The organism is Candidatus Gastranaerophilales bacterium, assembly GCA_028696075.1.
In the GTDB taxonomy this organism is placed as follows: domain Bacteria; phylum Cyanobacteriota; class Vampirovibrionia; order Gastranaerophilales; family JAILCC01; genus JAQVHS01.
In genome coordinates, this window is record JAQVHS010000003.1 from 77,192 (window position 1) to 95,746 (window position 18,555).

Annotated in this window: 19 protein-coding genes; 3 read left to right on the forward strand and 16 right to left on the reverse strand. The window is 35.4% G+C overall.

Features of this window, described 5'->3' with window-relative positions; all coding sequences use genetic code 11:
* Window positions 1-127: 127 nt before the first annotated feature.
* Together PHX18_03010 and PHX18_03015 are read right to left on the reverse strand one after the other, a co-directional pair.
* Complete coding sequence (locus PHX18_03010) at window positions 128-1,660, reverse strand: hypothetical protein (GenBank protein ID MDD3593577.1); 1,533 nt, start codon at window positions 1,658-1,660, stop codon at window positions 128-130.
* Window positions 1,661-1,802: 142 nt separating this feature from the next.
* Window positions 1,803-5,285 (reverse strand): DEAD/DEAH box helicase, encoded by a 3,483-nt coding sequence (locus PHX18_03015; GenBank protein ID MDD3593578.1) that lies wholly within the window; start codon window positions 5,283-5,285, stop codon window positions 1,803-1,805.
* A 152-nt stretch (window positions 5,286-5,437) separates the two neighbouring features.
* Between PHX18_03015 and PHX18_03020 the strand changes: the two genes are divergently transcribed.
* From PHX18_03020 to PHX18_03030, 3 genes are read left to right on the forward strand one after another with little or no spacing between them, the layout of a single operon-like run.
* Window positions 5,438-5,755, forward strand: a complete 318-nt coding sequence (locus tag PHX18_03020; GenBank protein ID MDD3593579.1) for a YtxH domain-containing protein — start codon at window positions 5,438-5,440, stop codon at window positions 5,753-5,755.
* Window positions 5,756-5,774: 19 nt separating this feature from the next.
* Window positions 5,775-6,131, forward strand: coding sequence for a DUF948 domain-containing protein (locus PHX18_03025; GenBank protein MDD3593580.1), 357 nt, complete (start codon window positions 5,775-5,777; stop codon window positions 6,129-6,131).
* 29 nt (window positions 6,132-6,160) lie between these two features.
* Window positions 6,161-6,424, forward strand: a complete 264-nt coding sequence (locus PHX18_03030) for a YtxH domain-containing protein (protein ID MDD3593581.1) — start codon at window positions 6,161-6,163, stop codon at window positions 6,422-6,424.
* 7 nt (window positions 6,425-6,431) lie between these two features.
* On the opposite strand, the gene eno is transcribed toward PHX18_03030, so the two are convergent.
* From eno to PHX18_03100, 14 genes are all read right to left on the reverse strand, one after another.
* Entirely contained in the window at window positions 6,432-7,703 is a 1,272-nt protein-coding gene (gene eno / locus PHX18_03035; GenBank protein ID MDD3593582.1) for a phosphopyruvate hydratase, read from the reverse strand.
* A 9-nt stretch (window positions 7,704-7,712) separates the two neighbouring features.
* A complete protein-coding gene (locus PHX18_03040; protein MDD3593583.1) occupies window positions 7,713-7,976 on the reverse strand; it encodes an RNA-binding S4 domain-containing protein in 264 nt (87 codons plus the stop codon).
* A 3-nt stretch (window positions 7,977-7,979) separates the two neighbouring features.
* Complete coding sequence (gene raiA / locus PHX18_03045; GenBank protein MDD3593584.1) at window positions 7,980-8,363, reverse strand: ribosome-associated translation inhibitor RaiA; 384 nt, start codon at window positions 8,361-8,363, stop codon at window positions 7,980-7,982.
* 81 nt (window positions 8,364-8,444) lie between these two features.
* Window positions 8,445-9,857, reverse strand: a complete 1,413-nt coding sequence (locus tag PHX18_03050) for a mannose-1-phosphate guanylyltransferase/mannose-6-phosphate isomerase (GenBank protein MDD3593585.1) — start codon at window positions 9,855-9,857, stop codon at window positions 8,445-8,447.
* A gap of 14 nt (window positions 9,858-9,871) precedes the next feature.
* Window positions 9,872-11,020, reverse strand: a complete 1,149-nt coding sequence (locus PHX18_03055) for a class A beta-lactamase-related serine hydrolase (protein MDD3593586.1) — start codon at window positions 11,018-11,020, stop codon at window positions 9,872-9,874.
* A gap of 87 nt (window positions 11,021-11,107) precedes the next feature.
* A complete protein-coding gene (locus PHX18_03060) occupies window positions 11,108-11,356 on the reverse strand; it encodes a hypothetical protein (protein MDD3593587.1) in 249 nt (82 codons plus the stop codon).
* Window positions 11,357-11,429: 73 nt separating this feature from the next.
* On the reverse strand, window positions 11,430-13,211 hold the full coding sequence (locus PHX18_03065) for a diguanylate cyclase (GenBank protein ID MDD3593588.1): 1,782 nt from the start codon (window positions 13,209-13,211) through the stop codon (window positions 11,430-11,432).
* A gap of 8 nt (window positions 13,212-13,219) precedes the next feature.
* A complete protein-coding gene (locus tag PHX18_03070; protein MDD3593589.1) occupies window positions 13,220-13,759 on the reverse strand; it encodes a LysM domain-containing protein in 540 nt (179 codons plus the stop codon).
* A 129-nt stretch (window positions 13,760-13,888) separates the two neighbouring features.
* On the reverse strand, window positions 13,889-14,857 hold the full coding sequence (locus PHX18_03075) for an ROK family protein (GenBank protein ID MDD3593590.1): 969 nt from the start codon (window positions 14,855-14,857) through the stop codon (window positions 13,889-13,891).
* Window positions 14,842-15,588: a Nif3-like dinuclear metal center hexameric protein gene (locus tag PHX18_03080; protein ID MDD3593591.1), complete on the reverse strand. Its 747-nt coding sequence runs from the start codon at window positions 15,586-15,588 to the stop codon at window positions 14,842-14,844. Before PHX18_03080 ends, PHX18_03075 begins: the two co-directional genes overlap by 16 nt.
* On the reverse strand, window positions 15,585-16,775 hold the full coding sequence (coaBC, locus tag PHX18_03085; GenBank protein ID MDD3593592.1) for a bifunctional phosphopantothenoylcysteine decarboxylase/phosphopantothenate--cysteine ligase CoaBC: 1,191 nt from the start codon (window positions 16,773-16,775) through the stop codon (window positions 15,585-15,587). The genes PHX18_03080 and coaBC overlap by 4 nt, the downstream gene beginning before the upstream one ends.
* Window positions 16,765-17,169 (reverse strand): hypothetical protein, encoded by a 405-nt coding sequence (locus PHX18_03090; protein MDD3593593.1) that lies wholly within the window; start codon window positions 17,167-17,169, stop codon window positions 16,765-16,767. Before PHX18_03090 ends, coaBC begins: the two co-directional genes overlap by 11 nt.
* 35 nt (window positions 17,170-17,204) lie before the next feature.
* Entirely contained in the window at window positions 17,205-18,137 is a 933-nt protein-coding gene (locus tag PHX18_03095) for a glycosyltransferase family 2 protein (protein ID MDD3593594.1), read from the reverse strand.
* A 2-nt stretch (window positions 18,138-18,139) separates the two neighbouring features.
* Entirely contained in the window at window positions 18,140-18,544 is a 405-nt protein-coding gene (locus tag PHX18_03100; GenBank protein MDD3593595.1) for a hypothetical protein, read from the reverse strand.
* Window positions 18,545-18,555: the final 11 nt, after the last annotated feature.

An 18,555-nucleotide genomic window follows, 5' to 3' on the forward strand; every position in this document is an offset into this window, starting at 1 on the left:
GAACTTTTATAAAATTTTATTATCGCTTCGATATATTCAATAAAGATTACTTATGTCAAATAAGAACGGACTGTTTCCATCTCTGAAATACCAGCCCGTTTTTATTTTTGCTATATAAAATGTCTTTTTATCTTTTTTCTCCTGTTATTGTTAATCTTGCATTATCAACTACGTTGTTAGCAATAAGTATTTGTCTAAATGCATCTTTTTTAGATAGAGAAGCTGTAAGGGATTGTGCTATTGCTGCTTCTGTAGCTTGTTTAGCAGTTGTCGCCGCTGTGCTTGCAACCGGTGTAGGATTACTTGCGGTTACGGTGGGGCCGGCGTTAGCAGATGAAGCCGAAATATTCATACTTGTCTTTGAAGCATCAGTGCTAATAATATAAGGACTGCCCGGATTTGGAATATTGTTTTGGTAAATTTTAAGTATCTCAATATCACAACTTCTGCCTGATCTTTGAAGTATGGCAATTTGTTCATTAATATATGCGTTAGCTTCTGCAATTTTTCCGTTTGATACTAGTGTTTTAGCTTGTTTAACAGCAGAGCCGACATTCCATAGAACCATTTCTGAAGATTGAGTATTGCCTGAAATCGTCATATTTAATCTAGCCTTATCTGTAGTTAGAGTATATGGTGATTGAGAAGCGGACACATCAGGTTTAATAACAATATTGTTTGCTGTAGCCGGAGTATTATTAGAAGCAGTCGCTGAACTTACTTGAGGTTGAGCATTAGCTTGTGGCTGCGCTGTATTTTTCTTTCTGAATAAGTTCTTAGTATAATTCCAAGTTGATTTAAGAATTCCTGCTTTTTTAGCCGTTTCTACTGTTTGACCGGTACTTGCAGTACTACTTTCTACCGCTGCAGCAGTTTTAGAGGCGGCTTCTGCTTGTGCAGGAGCGTTAGGATTTTTAGCCCCTGTAACAAATCTGCCTACCTTGCCTCCAAGACCTGAAAGTCCGCCAACACCTTTATAATGAGCTTTACCGGCAGCTATTAAACCGTCCGATTTAAATGCACGGCCTGTCATTCTAAATGATTCTATCATACAATTTCTTGTACTATCAGGGTTGAAGCTTGCGCTTGTTTTAACCCCTTGTTGAGCTGCTGTATTGACTATCTTTTTAGCACCTACTGCCGATAATACTAATGTAGTGGTACCTTCACCCATATCCTGGCACGCTAATTTAGCTGCTTTATCTGTTTTAGCATTACAAATATTATATATACCTTTACCCAGTTTCCAAAGACCCATGCCGATACCTATAGCCAATAATCCGACAGCTACAGGAGCACCGCCAAGAGCACAGGCTACTGCGCCTGCTGCGATTACTGCTCCAGCCAAAATAGGGCGTTTTGCAATACCTGTTACTAATTTTAAGGCTCCTTTACCAAAGTGTTTTGCGCCTTCTTTCAAGCCTATTTTACCATCATCTACACCGTCAGTACACTCATCCGATGCGATTTCATGTTCGATACGGTTTAGGCCGGCAACGTAACCTTCGTTATTTGTATCTGTATTTCCTTTTAAGACTACTACTTGCTTACGCTCTTGCGCCTGTGCAGTCTTTTCCGATTGTTGTCTTTTTTGTAATTCCTCAAGAGTAACAACTTTTAAGTTTGTTCCTTCTGCTCCTGATACAGCTTCAATTCCCATAATATATTCCCCTGTTCGTAATTTCTCAATGTAAAGTAATATAAATATCCCGTATTTTAATAAAAACAAAATATAAAAATAAATTGCTTCTTTAAAAGCAAAGGATTTCAAAAAAGAGTATTTATGTTGGTAGAAAAGGTTTTTACCTTAATTTGAATATTTCAAGAATTTCTTCATCAGACAAATCGCCAAGCATGGTTTCGCCGGTATAAAGTGACATGTCTACAAGTTTTTGTTTACTTTTGAGGATTTCATCAATCTTTTCCTCAAAAGTGCCTAACGTAATAAGCCTGTGAACCGTTACGTTCTTGTCCTGACCTATTCTGTAGGTTCTGTCTGTTGCCTGCATTTCGACGGCAGGATTCCACCATAAGTCGAAGTGGATTACGCTTGTTGCCGCTGTAAGATTTAAACCTGTTCCACCGGCTTTTAAAGATAAAATCATAACTTTGGTTTCAAGGTCTGATTGAAATTTCTCAATCATATCTTCCCTTTCAGTCCTTGAGAGCGAACCATGGAAAAATAAAACCTTATCATGCAATTCTTCTTTTATAATCTTATTCAAAATATCTCCCATTTCCTTATACTGGGTAAAGATAAGGACTTTTTCATTCGCCTGGAGAATATTATCCATAATCGCAATTATTTTTTTGGTTTTACCGGATAAATCATAGGTTAAATCGTGGTTTTTCAAATAATTTGCAGGGTGGTTACATATTTGTTTAAGAGAAGTAATAAGCTTTAGAACCATACCACGTCTGTTAATACCTGTAGAATCGCTTATAAGCTTCATTGTGGAGTTTAATGTAGACTCATATAAGCTTGCCTGCTGAGGGGTTAAGTAACAGTATTCGTCAAATACAATTTTTTCAGGCAGGTCGTCTATTATTTTTTTATCGGTTTTAAGACGCCTTAATATAAACGGGGATGTTACAAGCTGCAGTTTTTGCGCGGTATCGGTTTGTTTCATTTTTTCTATATTAAAAGCATATTTGGACTGAAAATCACTCATTGTGCCTAAATAGCCTTTGTTAATAAAATCAAAAATACTCCATAACTCACTTAATCTGTTTTCTATCGGAGTGCCGGTAACAGCTATTTTACAGACGGTAGAAATTGATTTAATAGCTTTTGCCTGTGCTGTTGAGGGATTTTTAATACTTTGAGCTTCGTCAATGATTAACATTCCCCAGTCATGTTTTTTAATATCGTTCAAATCTATCCTTAAATGTCCGTAGGTAGTAATAATGATATCTGTTTTTAAATCCAGCCGGCGGTTTAAACCATGGTAAATGCTGGTTTGAAGTGAGGGTGTGAATTTTTCTACTTCTTTTTTCCAGTTACCGACTAAAGTTGTAGGACAAACTACCAACGCAGGTTTGGTTAATAATCCGTCTTGTTTTAATTTTGCAACTAGCGCCAATATTTGCACTGTTTTACCCAGCCCCATATCATCGGCGATACAGCATCCGAAACCTTTTGAAATGTTTGAATAAAGCCACTTAAAACCATATTGCTGATAGGGTCTCAGGACATCATTAAGTTCTTGGGGCGTTGTTATTTCGGATATATTCAAATGAGCTTTGACTGCATCTCTTATAGCATCTTCAAAGTTCAGCTCAAAGTCATCTATTTCGTTAGAAAATACACTGTGTATAAGCTCAAGTTTATTTAGTTTTTTATCTATAGGTTTATCAAGATTTTCAAGGATTTTTTTAATTTGTTCCTCATTAAGCAGCACGAACTTATCTTTAAATTTAATTAATTCATCGGAATTCTTGATTAGGTTCAGGAATTCTTCCTTAGACAGTTTTTCATCACCTATGGAAATCTCATATGAAAAATCCATAATGTCATTTAAGGAATACATAATATCTGAGGCGCCCGAACCCAAGCTGTTGATAAAATCACTCTTTGCCGTTGATTTTAATTTCGATTTAATAGAGAGTTTTGGTCTTAAAATACTGTTTAATTCCGAAGGCATAAAGACGTCTATATTAAAATCATTTAATGAGGAGCAGATTTTTGAAAGATTTTTTATAATATCAATAGCGTTTAGCGCAGGGCGATAAACACCAAAAGAAGCAAATATATCTGATAATGCAGGCATATACTCTGATGCAGAAGTCAGCTGTGATGATATTCTCAATGCAATGTTGTCTTCAAATTCACGTTCAAATATTTTTTTTATTTCTAACATTTCACCTTGGTAATTAAAAGAAAGCATTGCCTTATAATCAAATTCTCCGTCTTTATCGAATGTAAGCATTAATTTAACAGGGTTTTGGGTTATATTAAAGCAATTCAGCCATTCTTTTATGGCTATAGCATAGTTTTTATTGTTTTTAACGGCTTTAATCGGAAGGTTTTGTATAAACATAGCCGCAGTAGCGTTGGATTTAAGTTTTGCAGCTTTTAAAGACAATATTTTATATATCATATAGTTTATAATGTCATTTAAAAGTTCTTTAATCTGGCTCTTTGGTACAAGCTGCATTGTATTAGGGTTATAGCCAAAATTTTCACTTGCATAGTTGATTATTGAGGTTAAAAGCAGTTTTAACTTAGGATTTTCAAAATCAACACTGTAATAAACAGAAAAAGTGTTGTCAGGGTTAGTCCTGATAGAAGGTCTGAAATTAAGCGTCTGCACAATATCTTTTGCAAGAAGGGTCAAATAGTTGTAGAATCTTGTACTGTGAGAAATGCTGTCATTTTCTATCAAGGACTGAAAGCTTAAAAAGTAGTCATAAATTATATATTTAGGAACAACAAGTCCTGTAAGTTTTTTAATAAAAAGTTTGTCTTCTTCAATAACAGGAACATTGCTTAATTCCTTGTTAATACGGTACATAGAGCCTTTAGATTTAAGATAAATTTCAAAATTTATTGTAGGTGATACAAAAAACGTAAAATCTTTTTTACCAAATTGGCAGTAAAAATCACAATTACGGGCAAAAAAGTTACTCTCATAACCGAAAACATTATCAAACTCATCTCTTATAAGGTCATAAATTTCAATCAAATGGGATTTAAAGTCTTTTTTTTCAAAGTGTTTAGGGTTTTCGGGAAAATTTACAAAAATTTCGTCAGAATATAACTTTTTCAGCCTGAAATATTCCGGCTCTTGCCTCTCTGATGAAGCTACGGTCACTTTATCAATGTCTATATAATCAACGGATGCTTTTTCTACATGCAGCAATTCTTTCGCTAACTCTTCCCTGAAATCATCTGTTTCGAACCCTTTTACATCTAATATCAAAAGCGGGTCCTGTTTAATTAAAACAGCAAAGGTCAACGCTAAAAATTCTTTTTCCTTCTCATTTTCGACGGGAGCAAAAAGGGTATAGATATCCTCTTCTAAAGGAATTGGGATATTATGACTGTTTAAGTACAAAAAGAAATAATAGTTCAGCTTGGAATTGACAAAATCTTCTTTTAATATAGGATTTTTTTTAACCGAATTTTTGATAAATGATTTTTCATCCTCGCTAAACATTTCAAAATTAACGGTTAGAGATTTATTTTGCCCTTCAAACAGATACTGCAAAACTATTTCACCGTCAGAAATCTCATATGCGGTAATTTGGTTTTCTCCTGTTTTTACGAATTTTTCTTCAATCACAATTTTTCTTTCAACAACCCTTAATTTTAATTATATTATAAATATTAAATTTTAAGCATATTATTTTAAAATAGCCTTGTAAGTGAACTTAAGTAGTGGAAAAATCCGCATAATCTGGTATACTAAAAAAGCAGACAAATTTGGAGCGTATCATGGCAAAAAAAGAAGATTCTTCTATAGCTTTCGGTCTGGGGTTACTTGCCGGAGTTGTAGCTGGTATTGTGGCAGGTATAGTATATGCCCCTAAATCAGGTGAAGAAACAAGAGAAGATTTAATATGCAAAGCAAAGCAAATCAAGGAAAATTTTCCTGATGATTTGGAAAAAGCTAAAAAAAACGGGCTTACTCTTGTTGAATTATTGAAAATAAAAACTGAAAAAATTATTGATAATATTAATGATTCACTCAAAGCCAAACAAATGGCAAAAGCAAAACGAGAAGAAGAAAAAGTATACAACACCAATTATTAATACAAGAAGGGAACAATTTATGAATGGCTTAGATACAGCATTAACATTCCTGGCTTACACCTGTGTGATTCTATTTACACTTTTGACCGGCTTTATTATTAAGCTGGCAGTTGATTTGATGGGATTAATAAAATCCTACAGGGAATTGGCCGACACTATAAACGAAGAACTTGAACCAACTTTGACAGAGCTTAAAAAGGCACTGGATAATATTAATTCACTGGCGTTAGCCACAGATAAACAGTTCTCTGCCATAAAAACGTCCCTAGGCAGTGCCTATAACCTTGCATACGCCGTAGGCACAAAGGTAACAGGCGGCGCTTTTAGCCTTTTAAGCGGGTTTTTGGCAGGATTAAAATTATTTTTAAAAAAGTAAACAAAATGTAGAAAATAGGAGTATTAATTATGTCAGCAGGAAAATTTTTAGCAGGTTTTATTGTAGGGGGAGCCGTAGGAGCTTTGGCAGGTATTTTACTTGCACCTAAATCAGGTGAAGAAACTCGTGAAATGATATCAAAAGCTTCAGCTGAAATCTATGATAAAACAGAAGATTCACTTAAAGAAATCAAATCTAAGGCAGAAAATGTTGTTGAAGATTTGCAAAAAAAAGGTGACGAACTTGTATCCAAAATTCAGGATATGATGAAAAAAGAAGTCAGCGAAAATTAAATTTTTTTTACAAACTAAAAGGATTTTTATATTCAGCTTCTGTGCAAAGTTCTTCTTCAATTTTCAAAAGTCTGTTGTATTTACACATTCTTTCGCTCCTTGAAAGAGAGCCTGTTTTTATCTGTCCGCAATTTAACGCTACTGCCAAGTCTGCTATAAAGGTATCCTCGGTTTCACCGGAGCGGTGCGACATGACCGTTGTATAGCCTGCGTCTTGCGCAATATTAACAGTGTCAATGGTTTCGCTTAAGGTTCCTATTTGGTTTGGCTTGATTAAAATACTATTCGCCCAGCCTTCTTCGATACCTTTTTTTAATCTTTGGGGATTTGTAGTAAATAAATCATCACCTACCAGCTGGCATTTGTCTCCTAACACTTCCGTCAATGTTTTCCAGCCTGAATAATCTTCTTCATCCAAAGCATCTTCAATGGACACTACAGGATAATTATTAACTATATTTTCCCAATGACTGACCATTTGCCGGGTATCCAGCGCTTTATTTTCGTATTCAAAGAAGTATTGGCCGTCACTGTAAAACTCGCTGGCAGCTGCGTCAATAGCGATACTGACTTTATCTGTCGTTAAAGAAGTATCCTCGATAGCTTTCATTAAAAGCTCTATTGCCTGTACATCAGAGGCTAAATCAGGAGCAAAGCCTCCTTCATCACCCACTGAGGTATTCAGCCCTTTGGATTTTAACAGCAGTTTTAAAGAATGGAATATTTCTACCCCGAATTTCATTGCTTCAAAAAAAGTTTTTGCACCTAAAGGTACAATCATAAATTCCTGAAAAGTAAGCTTATTATCCGCATGAGCACCGCCATTTAAAATATTCATCATAGGGCATGGCAGATAGGTGGCATTTATCCCGCCGAGATATTTATACAAGGGAATATTAAACGAGTTGGCAGCAGCTCTTGCACAAGCCAGAGAAACGCTTAAAATCGCATTAGCCCCCAGGTTACTTTTGTTTTCGCTGCCGTCAAGGGCTATCATTAAATCATCAATCTTCAGCTGTTTTGTTACGTCTTTGCCGCTTAGTTCGTGGGAAATAATGTCATTGACATTTCTTACCGCTTGCAGAACCCCTTTGCCGAAATAATTGTTATCATCACCATCCCTGAGTTCATAAGCTTCAAATTTACCTGTAGAAGCACCTGAAGGCACAGCCGCACAAGCTTTTATCCCGTTAGTGAGCAAAACTTCCGTTTCAATAGTAGGTACTCCTCTTGAATCAAAAATTTGTCTTGCTTTAATACGGCTTATTATTCTCTCCATATTATTCTCCTATTTTGAGTGGTCAACTTCTTCGATAATTTTATATAAATCTTTTGCTTCTTGTATAGAAACATTATTAGCCGGAATTTTCATCACCTCAACGACTACAGACTTGTTAAAATATTCGATACAAACCTTATCTCCTACTTTGAGGATTTTAGCGGGTTTTGCAGGATTATCATTAACGAAAACCCTTGCCTTGGAAGAAACCTCCTTGGCTACGGTTCTTCGTTTTATTAACCGTGATACTTTAAGAAATTTGTCAAGGCGCATACACTATTCTTCAACAGTTTCCGCTTCAGGTTCTTCTCCCTCAGGCATAGGAACAGCGGTTGTTCTGATAGATTCTGCTTTAAATTTACCCTTAATGCTTTTATCTTTGTGTTTTTGCACCTGTCTGTTTAATTTGTCAGCTAAAAGGTCTATACTCGCATACATGGATTCACCCTTTTCTTCGATATGAATACGTGCGCCGGCTAAATTGGATTTTGCCTCGGCAATGTGGCTATCCGGCACACTGGGGTTTTTTATTACAGTTAAGATAACTTCTAAATCAATAAGCTGGTCATAATGCTCAACAACTTTACCCATTTTTTCTTTAACATAAGCTTTAATTGCAGGTGTAATTTCTATATTTCTGCCGTTAACAATTATTTGCATATAATCTCCTTTCATGACTAGCCTTGTTATTATAACTTATATCTATGCAAATTTAAAGTATAAAAATGAATAAAAATTATATTACTCCACTCTGCCATACATATCTTCATATCGAATAATATCATCTTCAAGCAGGATTTCACCTTTTTGAACTTCCATTATTTTTAAATCATAGTCATAAGGGTTCTGAAGTGAATGTTTGGCTTTTAGAGGGATATCAATGCTTTCCCCTGGTATCAAATCATGTTCTTTATCTTCAATAATTATTTTCGCCTTACCGCTTAAAACAACCCAATGTTCGCTTCTATGGTTATGTGATTGTAAGCTCAATTTTTGCCTTGGTGCAACAAATATAATTTTGACAAGGTATCCTTCGTCCTGTTCCATGGAGATATAATACCCCCAGGGACGGTGAACTTTTTTGTGTATCAGGTAAACTTCATTATTTGATTTTTTCAAATCCTCATATACATCTTTTACGAGCTGTGTAGAATCTTTGCTGCAAGCCAAAACCGCATCTGATGTTTCCACTAAAATAACATTCTCCAGTCCTATTGCGCTGACAAGCTTTGAACTGCTGTATATTAGCGAGTTTTTGCAATTTTTGGCGATTACATTGCCTGTAATTACGTTTTGGTTTTCATCTTTTTGCTCAACGTCATAAATAGACTGCCAGGAGCCTAAATCATTCCAATCACTGGTTAGAGGCACTAACGCTATTTTATCGGAATGCTCCATTACCGCATAGTCAATAGAAATATTAGGCATTTTTTCATAAAGCATAAAATCTATATCATTAGACGTTGCAAAGTCTATATTCATAAGGCTTTTAGAGATATCAGCACAATACTTTGCAAGCTCTTTCATCATAACGGAAGCTTTGAACATAAATATCCCGCTATTCCAATAAAAATTGCCGTCTTTGATATATTCAGCCGCCTGTCTTTCATTAGGTTTTTCTTTAAATTCAATCACTCTTAAGCCCATAGAACAAAGCGAGCTTAACTCTTCATCCTGAACCGTATTAATGTAGCCATAACCGGTTTCAGGATATTTAGGTCTTATGCCGAAAGTTACAATTTTGCCTTCCTGTGCAAGTTTTTGTGCGCTTAAAACACAATTTTTAAACTTGGTTACGTCTTTAATCATATGGTCGGAAGGAACAACTAAAATAACGGGGTCTTCGTCTATATTAATACGTTCGATAAATTTTGCAGCGCAAGCTATTGCAGGCGCCGTATTTTTAGATACAGGTTCGGCTAATATATTTGAACCTTTGCTTAAATTACCCAGTTGAAATTTAACGCTTGCATAGTGTTGAATATTAGTAATAGAAACTATATTATCTTTGTCAATAAATGAAGATAATCTGTTAAAGGTTGATTGGAGTAAACTTTCATCATCAATAACATTAAGCAATTGCTTGGGGTACAGCTCCCTGCTTAAAGGCCATAATCTTGAACCGCTGCCGCCTGCTAATATAATTGCGTACATATTATCTCCTTATGTTATAAACTATTAATTGCGAAAGAGTTATATATTACAGAAGAAGCCTGATTTACAAATGTCCTTGCACTATAATCATTCCATCTTCTTTTCACCATGACAACAACTATATATCTTCTGCCGTCAGGCATTGTAACGATTCCCGTATCGCCCAGCATTTCACCTATATCACCTGTTTTATGAACAAGCTGTGCACTGTCGGGGATACCTTGTTTTAATAAACTGCGGTTTTTTACCTTGCTCATTATTTCTATAATTTTAGACCGGCTTTCTAAATTTAAAAATTCAGGGTTATCGGCATTATACAAAATAGTTGCCATATCCCTGGGTGTAGTAGTATTTTCGCCGTATAAATCGGGAAGCCAGTTTTTAATATAGGTAGATTTTAGCCCCCAACGGCGCATAGCGCTGTTAAATTCATCTGCTCCGCCTATGGCGGACAAAATCATGTTCGTCGCGCTGTTGTCGCTTTCTCTTATCATCATCTTTGCCAGAAAGTCCATATCAAAACGTGTCTTATCAGCCTTAAATTGAAGATGCCCCGAACCGCCCGTTCTGTAGTATGGTGTCATTTGAAATTCATCATACAGGCTGATTTGTCCGTCTTCAATACGGCGAAACATTTGAACTAAAATAGGCACTTTTATAATACTGGCTGTTGCCATTTGTTTATCGCCAGCTATTGATACATAGTTTTTGGTTTGAAAATCATATACAAAGATGCCGGGCTGCAAATTAGGGTAAAGCGCGGACAAATTTTCAAGAGATTTTTGGAGTCGCGGCATCTGGGTATTCAGTTCCATTTGTGCCATTAACGTTTTTTTCAGTTCCGGCGGCGCTAAGATATTCCTGTCCAGCATTCTGGCATTAGCAAGCAGGGAAGGTGTTTTGTTGATAAAACTTTCATGGTTATATTTTAATTTAGAATTTTTTGCTTTGTATAAAAACAAGTAGTTATACATGCCTTTACAAACCGGTAAACATACAGTAAAGAACAGCACAACAAGCAATAAAAGAGAAAAGTAATTAATCTTTTTTATTTTTTTTATTTTTCTCTTTTCTATATCTTTTTCAGTTGCATAAACCGGCTTCCCAAACCTCTTGTAGTCAGTTTCATGCAATGCATACTCATGCATATAGCTTCTACTCATATCTTCCCAAACATTATGTGATATACATTTAATAACATTATAGCCGTTAATTGCGGCTAGTAAAATTTGTAAACTTTTTTAAGCAAATTATGAAGGAAACACCATGGTTTTTAAGATTAATCCTCTAATATTAGCCAATTCTTCACCTAAAAGTTGTGCTGCTTCGTCATTAATTACTTCTAAAATTATTATACCGTCAGGCGCACAAACATTATCAGCAACCGAATGTAACCCTATTCTTGTTTTAATAGAGCAGCCATGTTTAGTTAATATTTTTTGAAGATTTTCAGAACCTTCAACTCTGTTTTCTAATTTGATACCTACAATTGTTGTCATAAAAAACCTCCTGCATCTAATCGTCTATTAATTATTCCACAATATTTGATTGCTTGTCTATCAGTCTTTTAGGTTAAATTTTTCCAACCTGATTTCTGCCCTTTTCTTTGGCGGCGTATAAACACTTGTCTGCGTAAGATATCATTTCCCCCGGCGTTTCACCGTGCTGCGGATATGAAGCTACACCTAGGCTTATTGTTACATTTTTCTCTATATCATTCATAAGCCTGAATGGTCTTGCTGCGACAGCTTCGCAAATTTTACCCGCGGCGATAAGGGCTTCGTCATAATTTGTATTGGTTAAAATAATAGCCATCTCTTCACCGCCGTATCTGGCTACTATATCGGTGGAGCGTACCATCTTTTTAAGGAGCTGCGCAACTTGTTTTAAAACAGCATCTCCTGATTGATGACCGTAAGTATCGTTAAACTTTTTAAAGAAGTCTATGTCTATAAGTATTAAACTGAAATTGGAATTATATCTTTTAGAATTAGCAATATTTGCCTGCATTTGTTCCTGAAAATATCTGTGATTGTATAATTCTGTTAAACCGTCTGTAGTTGCAAGTTTATAAGTTTGTTCAAAATCCCTTGATTTATTAACAAACTTTATAACGTAAGCTATTGTATATGTTATTAGTACGAGGAATATAGGATAAACAACATCTATCCAAATGTAGAATTTAGATAACAGAAATAAAGAGAACGCAAAGTAAACCGCTACAATACCAAAGACGGTCAGAGCGTTAATCATATTTGAGGTTATTCTAAACAACAAAATCCAGGTCAAAACTATAAGTGCTATTGTGACAGCTATATTTATTTCCGGTTCTGCCCTTTTGATGACAATATTATCAAATATATTTTTCAAGACAGTTGTATGAATTTTTACACCCGGATAATGTTTATAAAAAGGTGTACTTTTTGTGTCATATAAAGAAACTGCGCTTGCGCCTATATAAACGATTTTGTCGTTAAAATATCCTTTAGGTAAGTATTTATAATTGTTATTTTCTATAATTTTCCAGAACGGTATTTCTTTAATATCCTGTTTGGCATACCAATTCAAAATCATCAGCCCTTCGTGGTCCAGAGGGATTTTTCTGTCGCCCATTATCAGATGTCTGTCAGGCGTAATAACGAATTTTTTTGAATTTATAAGATTATGCCTGAGCATATACTCTTGGACTACTTTAATTGAGATATAAGGGTAGTAATTTTCCTTGTATATAAAAAATGTCGGTGCGCGCCTTGCGATACCGTCATTATCACGCATAAAATTTATAAACCCTATTTTATCTGTTCCATGAAGAATTTCGGGGATGGTAGAGCGCACATTCGTAAACGTAAAATCCTTGTAGTCTACACTGCTTTTGTTATCAAGATTAGCAATCAATTCTAAGGGCAATTGCTGAGGATTTTCGTTATCTCTGTAGTCAAAATTCATAGAGATGTATACATTATTGTTTTTGGTTATTTCATTGATTAAATCTTTGTCTTTATCAAAATTGCCGTTTTGGTAGCCCATAAACATTAAATCAAAAATTACGGAGTCAGCTTTTTCTTTTTCCAAATACCTTATTAAATCAGCGTAAGCGCCGCGATGCCAGGGCCAGGTACCGTATTTTGACGCCAACTTATCCAAAGAATCGTCATCAATGGTTATAAGGGCTATTTTTGAGCCATCAAAAGAATTATTCTTTAAGATAATTTGTCTTAAATCAAAACTTTTAGCTTCAATGTCGTTAATAAAATTGTCAATTCTTAACTCCCTGAATATCAAAGTCATCGAGAACAACATAAACAGGGTTAAAATAAGATATAGAAATATATTTAACAGTTTTTTAGATTTCATAACAGAAATTATTCAGCCAAAGGAATAGTAATCTCTTGTCCTACGTAAATACTGTGCGGATTAGTTATAGCATTAGCATTTTGGATATGACGTACTTTTTCCGGGCTTGTTACGCCATAGTACCTCAAAGCGATTGACTCTAAAGTATCGCCCGGCTTTATTTTATACTTCATGTTTTTTATATTAACATCGGCTCCTGCCGGTGTAACGTTAATATCAGTCTTTTTGGAGGATATAGTACCCTTTTTCCATAAATTAAATTCAGAAGTGTTTTCTGTCTGGACACCAAAGTTTATGATAGAGGTCATTAAAAACATAGCCAATGCACCTACAACAAACCCGACAGAAAGGTAAACACCTGGTGAGCGTTCCTCTTTATTCTGTGTTTTTAACTCCTGCCAAAGGATATCCAGTTCTCTGTCACGATTTTGATCATTATAAGCAGATGCTGTCTGTTCGTATTCTCTTTGTTTTTCACTTAACAATTCTTCCAAAACAGCTAATTTCTCTCTTGAAATATTAGATTTATATTGTGCAGTATTCTTCATTATTCCTCAGCCTTCCTGTATAGACCCTAATCTATAATGGTTTTTGTTACACTGTTTCTTTATACCTGTACTGACCCTCACCTAATATAAATATTTTACCACAATAAAATATTTATTTTCAAATACGTATCATTTTGTTAATAATTTTTCTTCCGCTAAAAGCGAAGCTCCTATCATGCCAGCATAGTTACCGGCTTTTGCAGGTAATATTTTTAAAGGAGTTGTAACAATTTGTTTATTAACCTCTGTTTCAATTTTTTTTATATTTACAAATTGTCCCATCCCGCCGGACAAAACTATTACATCAGGGTCGAAAATATTAGCAAGGCTTATAAACCCTGCCGTTAAATAAAGTTCCCATCGGTTATGTACGGCTGTGCAAAACTCGTCTTCTTTTTTCAGCTCTGAAATAATATCGTAAGTTGTTAAATCTTCGATGTTTTTATCCTTTAAAATACTGCCTGCAAAGCTTTTTTCGCTTCCTGCCATTTCTTTTGCGGTAATTAAATACCCCGTGCCTGATGCCAAACACTCAAAACAATCATAATAGCCGCAAGTACAGGGACGTTTTTTGTTAACTCCGAAAATAAGATGTCCTATTTCTGCCGCTGCACCGGATTTCCCTCTTAAAAGCCTGCCGTTTACAATAATACCGCCGCCTATACCTGTTCCTAAAGTTACGGCCACGGTATTCGGGTAACCTTGGGCTGCACCGACCTTGTATTCCGCGTAAGCCGCCGCATTTGCGTCATTTTCAACAAATGTGAATAAATCGAATTTCTTTTCAAACTCTTCTTTAATTGGAAAGTCAGGATAACCGCTGGGCAAATTGCCTGTTGAGCTTATAATTTTGGAGTTTTCATTGTTAACGGCGCCGGCAGTGGCTACGGCAATTGCTGAGAGTTCATAATCCCGCTTGAATTTTTCAACTATTTGAAAAACTTCATTGAAAATCGCCTGAGTGGTGTAAGGTGTTTTGGCGCTAAGCACCTCGCTTACAATTTTGCCGTCATTAATAACAGCTCCTGAAATTTTAGTTCCGCCAATGTCTATTCCCGCAATATTAGGCATTTTATTCTCCGCTATACTATTATCCATGGATTTTTTTCTTTAGCTATTACGATATCTTTAGCAGTTTTTTCAAGCAATGTTTTTATGGTTTGTAATATGATTTTTTCGGTTTCAAAATGCCCTGCATCAATAAGCGCCATATTTTGGACTTCCATTGCGCTGTGGTATTTGACATCACCTGTTATAAACGCATCAACCTGAGGCAGCTCGTTTATAAATTCTGCTCCTGCCCCCGAAGACACCGCTACGGTCTTGATTTCTGTAATATTATCGGGGTTTATGAGTTTCACTTTTGAACAATTCAGAGAAATTTTAAGTTTTAAAATAAAACTTTCAAGATTCATTGGTTCAGACAAAGCGCCTATTTTTACAAACTTATTATCGCCGTTAATAACTTCGAGTCCCAAGCGTTCACAAAGAATATCATTAATTCCGCCTTCTGCGGCATCTAAATTCGTATGCGCGCTGTAAATCTGAATATTATGTTTAACGGCTTCCACTATAGTTTTATCGGTTAAAGTCGCATTTTGAATTTTTTTAATAGGTTTAAATATTAAGGGATGGTGAGAGATAATCAAATCACAGCCCTGTATAACAGCCTGATTAATCACGTTTAAATCGACGCTAAGGCATATCATTATTTTATTTGCAAATTCGTTATCAAGGTTAATTTGCCAGCCTGAATTATCCCATTCTTCAGCTAATGTAAGCGGGGCAAATTCTTCGATTTGGTTTATTATTTCACTTACCTTAATCATAAAATTTCCTTCAGGATTTTGTATGCAATATTTTCTTTTGTATCTTTTTGAAATTCTTTTCTTATTCCGTGTTTGTCTATAAGAACTACTTCATTATAAGCCGAATTAAAACCTGTGTCATTTTTTGAAATATCGTTAGCAATTATATAATCAGCCTTTTTGCTTATAAGTTTTGATTTTGCATTTTCAATCAAGTTTTCACTTTCTGCGCAAAAGCCCGCTACTATTTGATTATCTGTTTTAATTTTAGAAATTTCAAACAGTATATCGGGGTTTTTTACCAGATTTAAAGTTAATGTATCACTTTGGGTCTTTTTAATTTTGTTTTTGCCCGGTGTTTCAACTCTGAAATCGGCTACGGCCGCCGCCATTATCAAACAATCATTCAGGAGAAATTCCTGTTTAACCGCTTCAAGCATTTTAATAGCTGTAGGTGCGACAAGGGTTTTATAAGGCTTATTCACCTCAAAGGTAGAAACAAGGGTAACCTCCGCCCCGGCTGCAAACGCTTGGTCAGCTAATGCCAGCCCCATTTTGCCGGAACTGTGGTTGCCTATATATCTTACAGGGTCTATAGGTTCTTTGCTTCCGCCGGCTGTAATTAATATCTTTTTGCCTTGCAGGTTTAAAGTTTGGGCAGTCAGGATTTCGACTGTTTTATCAAAAATTGTTTCAATCTTTGCCAATCTGCCTTTGCCTTCATAACCGCAAGCCAAAAAACCTTCTTCAGGTTCAAGAATGTTAAAGCCGGACGTTCGTAGTTTATCTAAATTCTCCTGTATAAAATTGTTCTTATACATACCGCAATTCATTGCAGGAGCGATAATAAAAGGTTTTCTAAAAGCGCAGGCGATTGAGGTCAAAAGATTATCGGCAATACCGTTTGCTATTTTTGAAATAGTGTTGGCACTAACAGGAGCAATTACAAAAATATCAGCTTCATCAGCAAGAGATATATGCTCCGGCTTCCAGTTTTTTGCATCAAATTGCTCGATATAAACAGGGTTTTGAGATAATGTGGCAAGAGTAACTTCTGTAACAAATTCTTTGGCAGCAGGGGTCAGAAGAACTTTTACATTTGCGCCGTTTTTTTTATACATTCTGATTAATTCACAAACCTTATAGGCAGCTATGCCGCCTGTTACGCCCAATAAAATATTTTTACCGTTTAAAATGTTATTTGACATTTGCAAACCTTCTTTCCAACTTATATTTTAGCAACATAGGGTTTGCATGGTAATTAACCTTAGACAAGTAAGGTGTATCGGTGGTTTTTGAGACCCGTTTTATAGAAGGTGAGGCGGAAATAATCAACTTTATCGTATTTTTAAGGCAAGGTAAATCTTTGGTATTTAAAAGAAGCCATTCTCCGGCTAAAATTTCCATCGGCTCCATCTCAAGGTCTGTTATAAATAAATCCACATTGCCGTCATAAGAAGTCAAAAACTCATGACAGTCTTTTGCACTGCTGAAAGTAATATAATCAACATCATAATTCGCAAGCAGATAAGTTAGGATTTTTTTATGAAAAAACAGCCATTCTTTTGTATCATCTACCGTTACAACAGTAATTTTTTCCATTTTTACCTCGCAGGTACAATCTTATCACAAAAAAATTATATGATTTCAGAAATTATATAAGACGGTCTGTTTTTGGCTTCTTTGTATAATTTGCCTATGTATTCACCTATTATACCCAAACAAAGCAGCTGCACTCCGCTAAAAAGGCTTATTGCAATTATCAAAGATGACCAGCCCGATATAACATCATGCACTACATAGCGAACAACGGAATAAACAATCAATGCTAAACTCAAAAGACAGGTAAGCATTCCAAAAGTTGTAACCAATCTCAACGGTTTAACCGAAAAACTTGTTATACCTTCCCAGGCAAATGAAAGCATTTTTTTAAGCGGATATTTAGACTCGCCAAGTAAACGTTTTTTCCTGTCGTAAAACACCTTGGCGGATTTATACCCCAAAAGCGGTATCATCGCTCTTATAAAAAGATTTTTTTCCTGAAATTGTTTCAATGTCTCAACGGCTCTTTTAGTCAAAAGCCTGTAATCTGCATGATTGTGAACAATTTCGACCCCTAAAAATCCCATAACTCTATAAAACATTAACGCTGTTTCTCTTTTAAAGACGGAATCCGTTTTTCTCTCTTTTCTGACCCCATATACAATCTCAGAGCCTTCATCAGCCAAATCAACCATTTGTTCAATAGCATTTTCATCGTCCTGCAAATCCGCATCTATAGAAACGTAATAGTCGGCATCTAAATTAAACAAACCGGCAATCAGCGCACCTTGATGACCGAAATTCCTGGAGAGATTAATACCTTTAATAATGCTTGAATTTTGAGCTGCGCCGGATATCAACTCCCAGGTGGTATCTTTGCTGCCGTCATTAACAAAGCATACAAAACTATCGTTACTTATCTTGCCCAAAGATATAAGTCTGTTAAGCAAATCGCTCAAAGCTTTTTGGGTTAATAAAAAAACCTCTTCTTCGTTGTAACAAGGAACTATAACAGCTAATTTTTTCAAATTTACTTCCTGATATTCTTCATTCTGTGTCTTGCAAAATCATCGGTTGCATGTGTTAAATCGGAATTGTTTTTCAATTTTTTTTGTCTTTCTTCTTTAGTGCGCTGCAATTTTGCAATGAAAACAAAAGAAAATATAACTGCAATAAACAAAAATATTAGAATAGCAGCAATCCCTTTAATAAACAAACTGCTGATTTTGCCGGGTTCTTTCTCAGGTTGTTCCTCTTTGGGAAAAGGTTTTTGCAATACATCGTTTGTTTTATCATCAACTTTAGCAGTCTGCTGTTGAACCATTTCATCAATTGATTTTTCTTCGGCAGCTATAGCGTAATGAACATTAAACGCATAATTCACTGAAATTGTTACTAAAAGTATAAGAAAAATATTTAATACTTTTTTAAACATATTTTTTTACC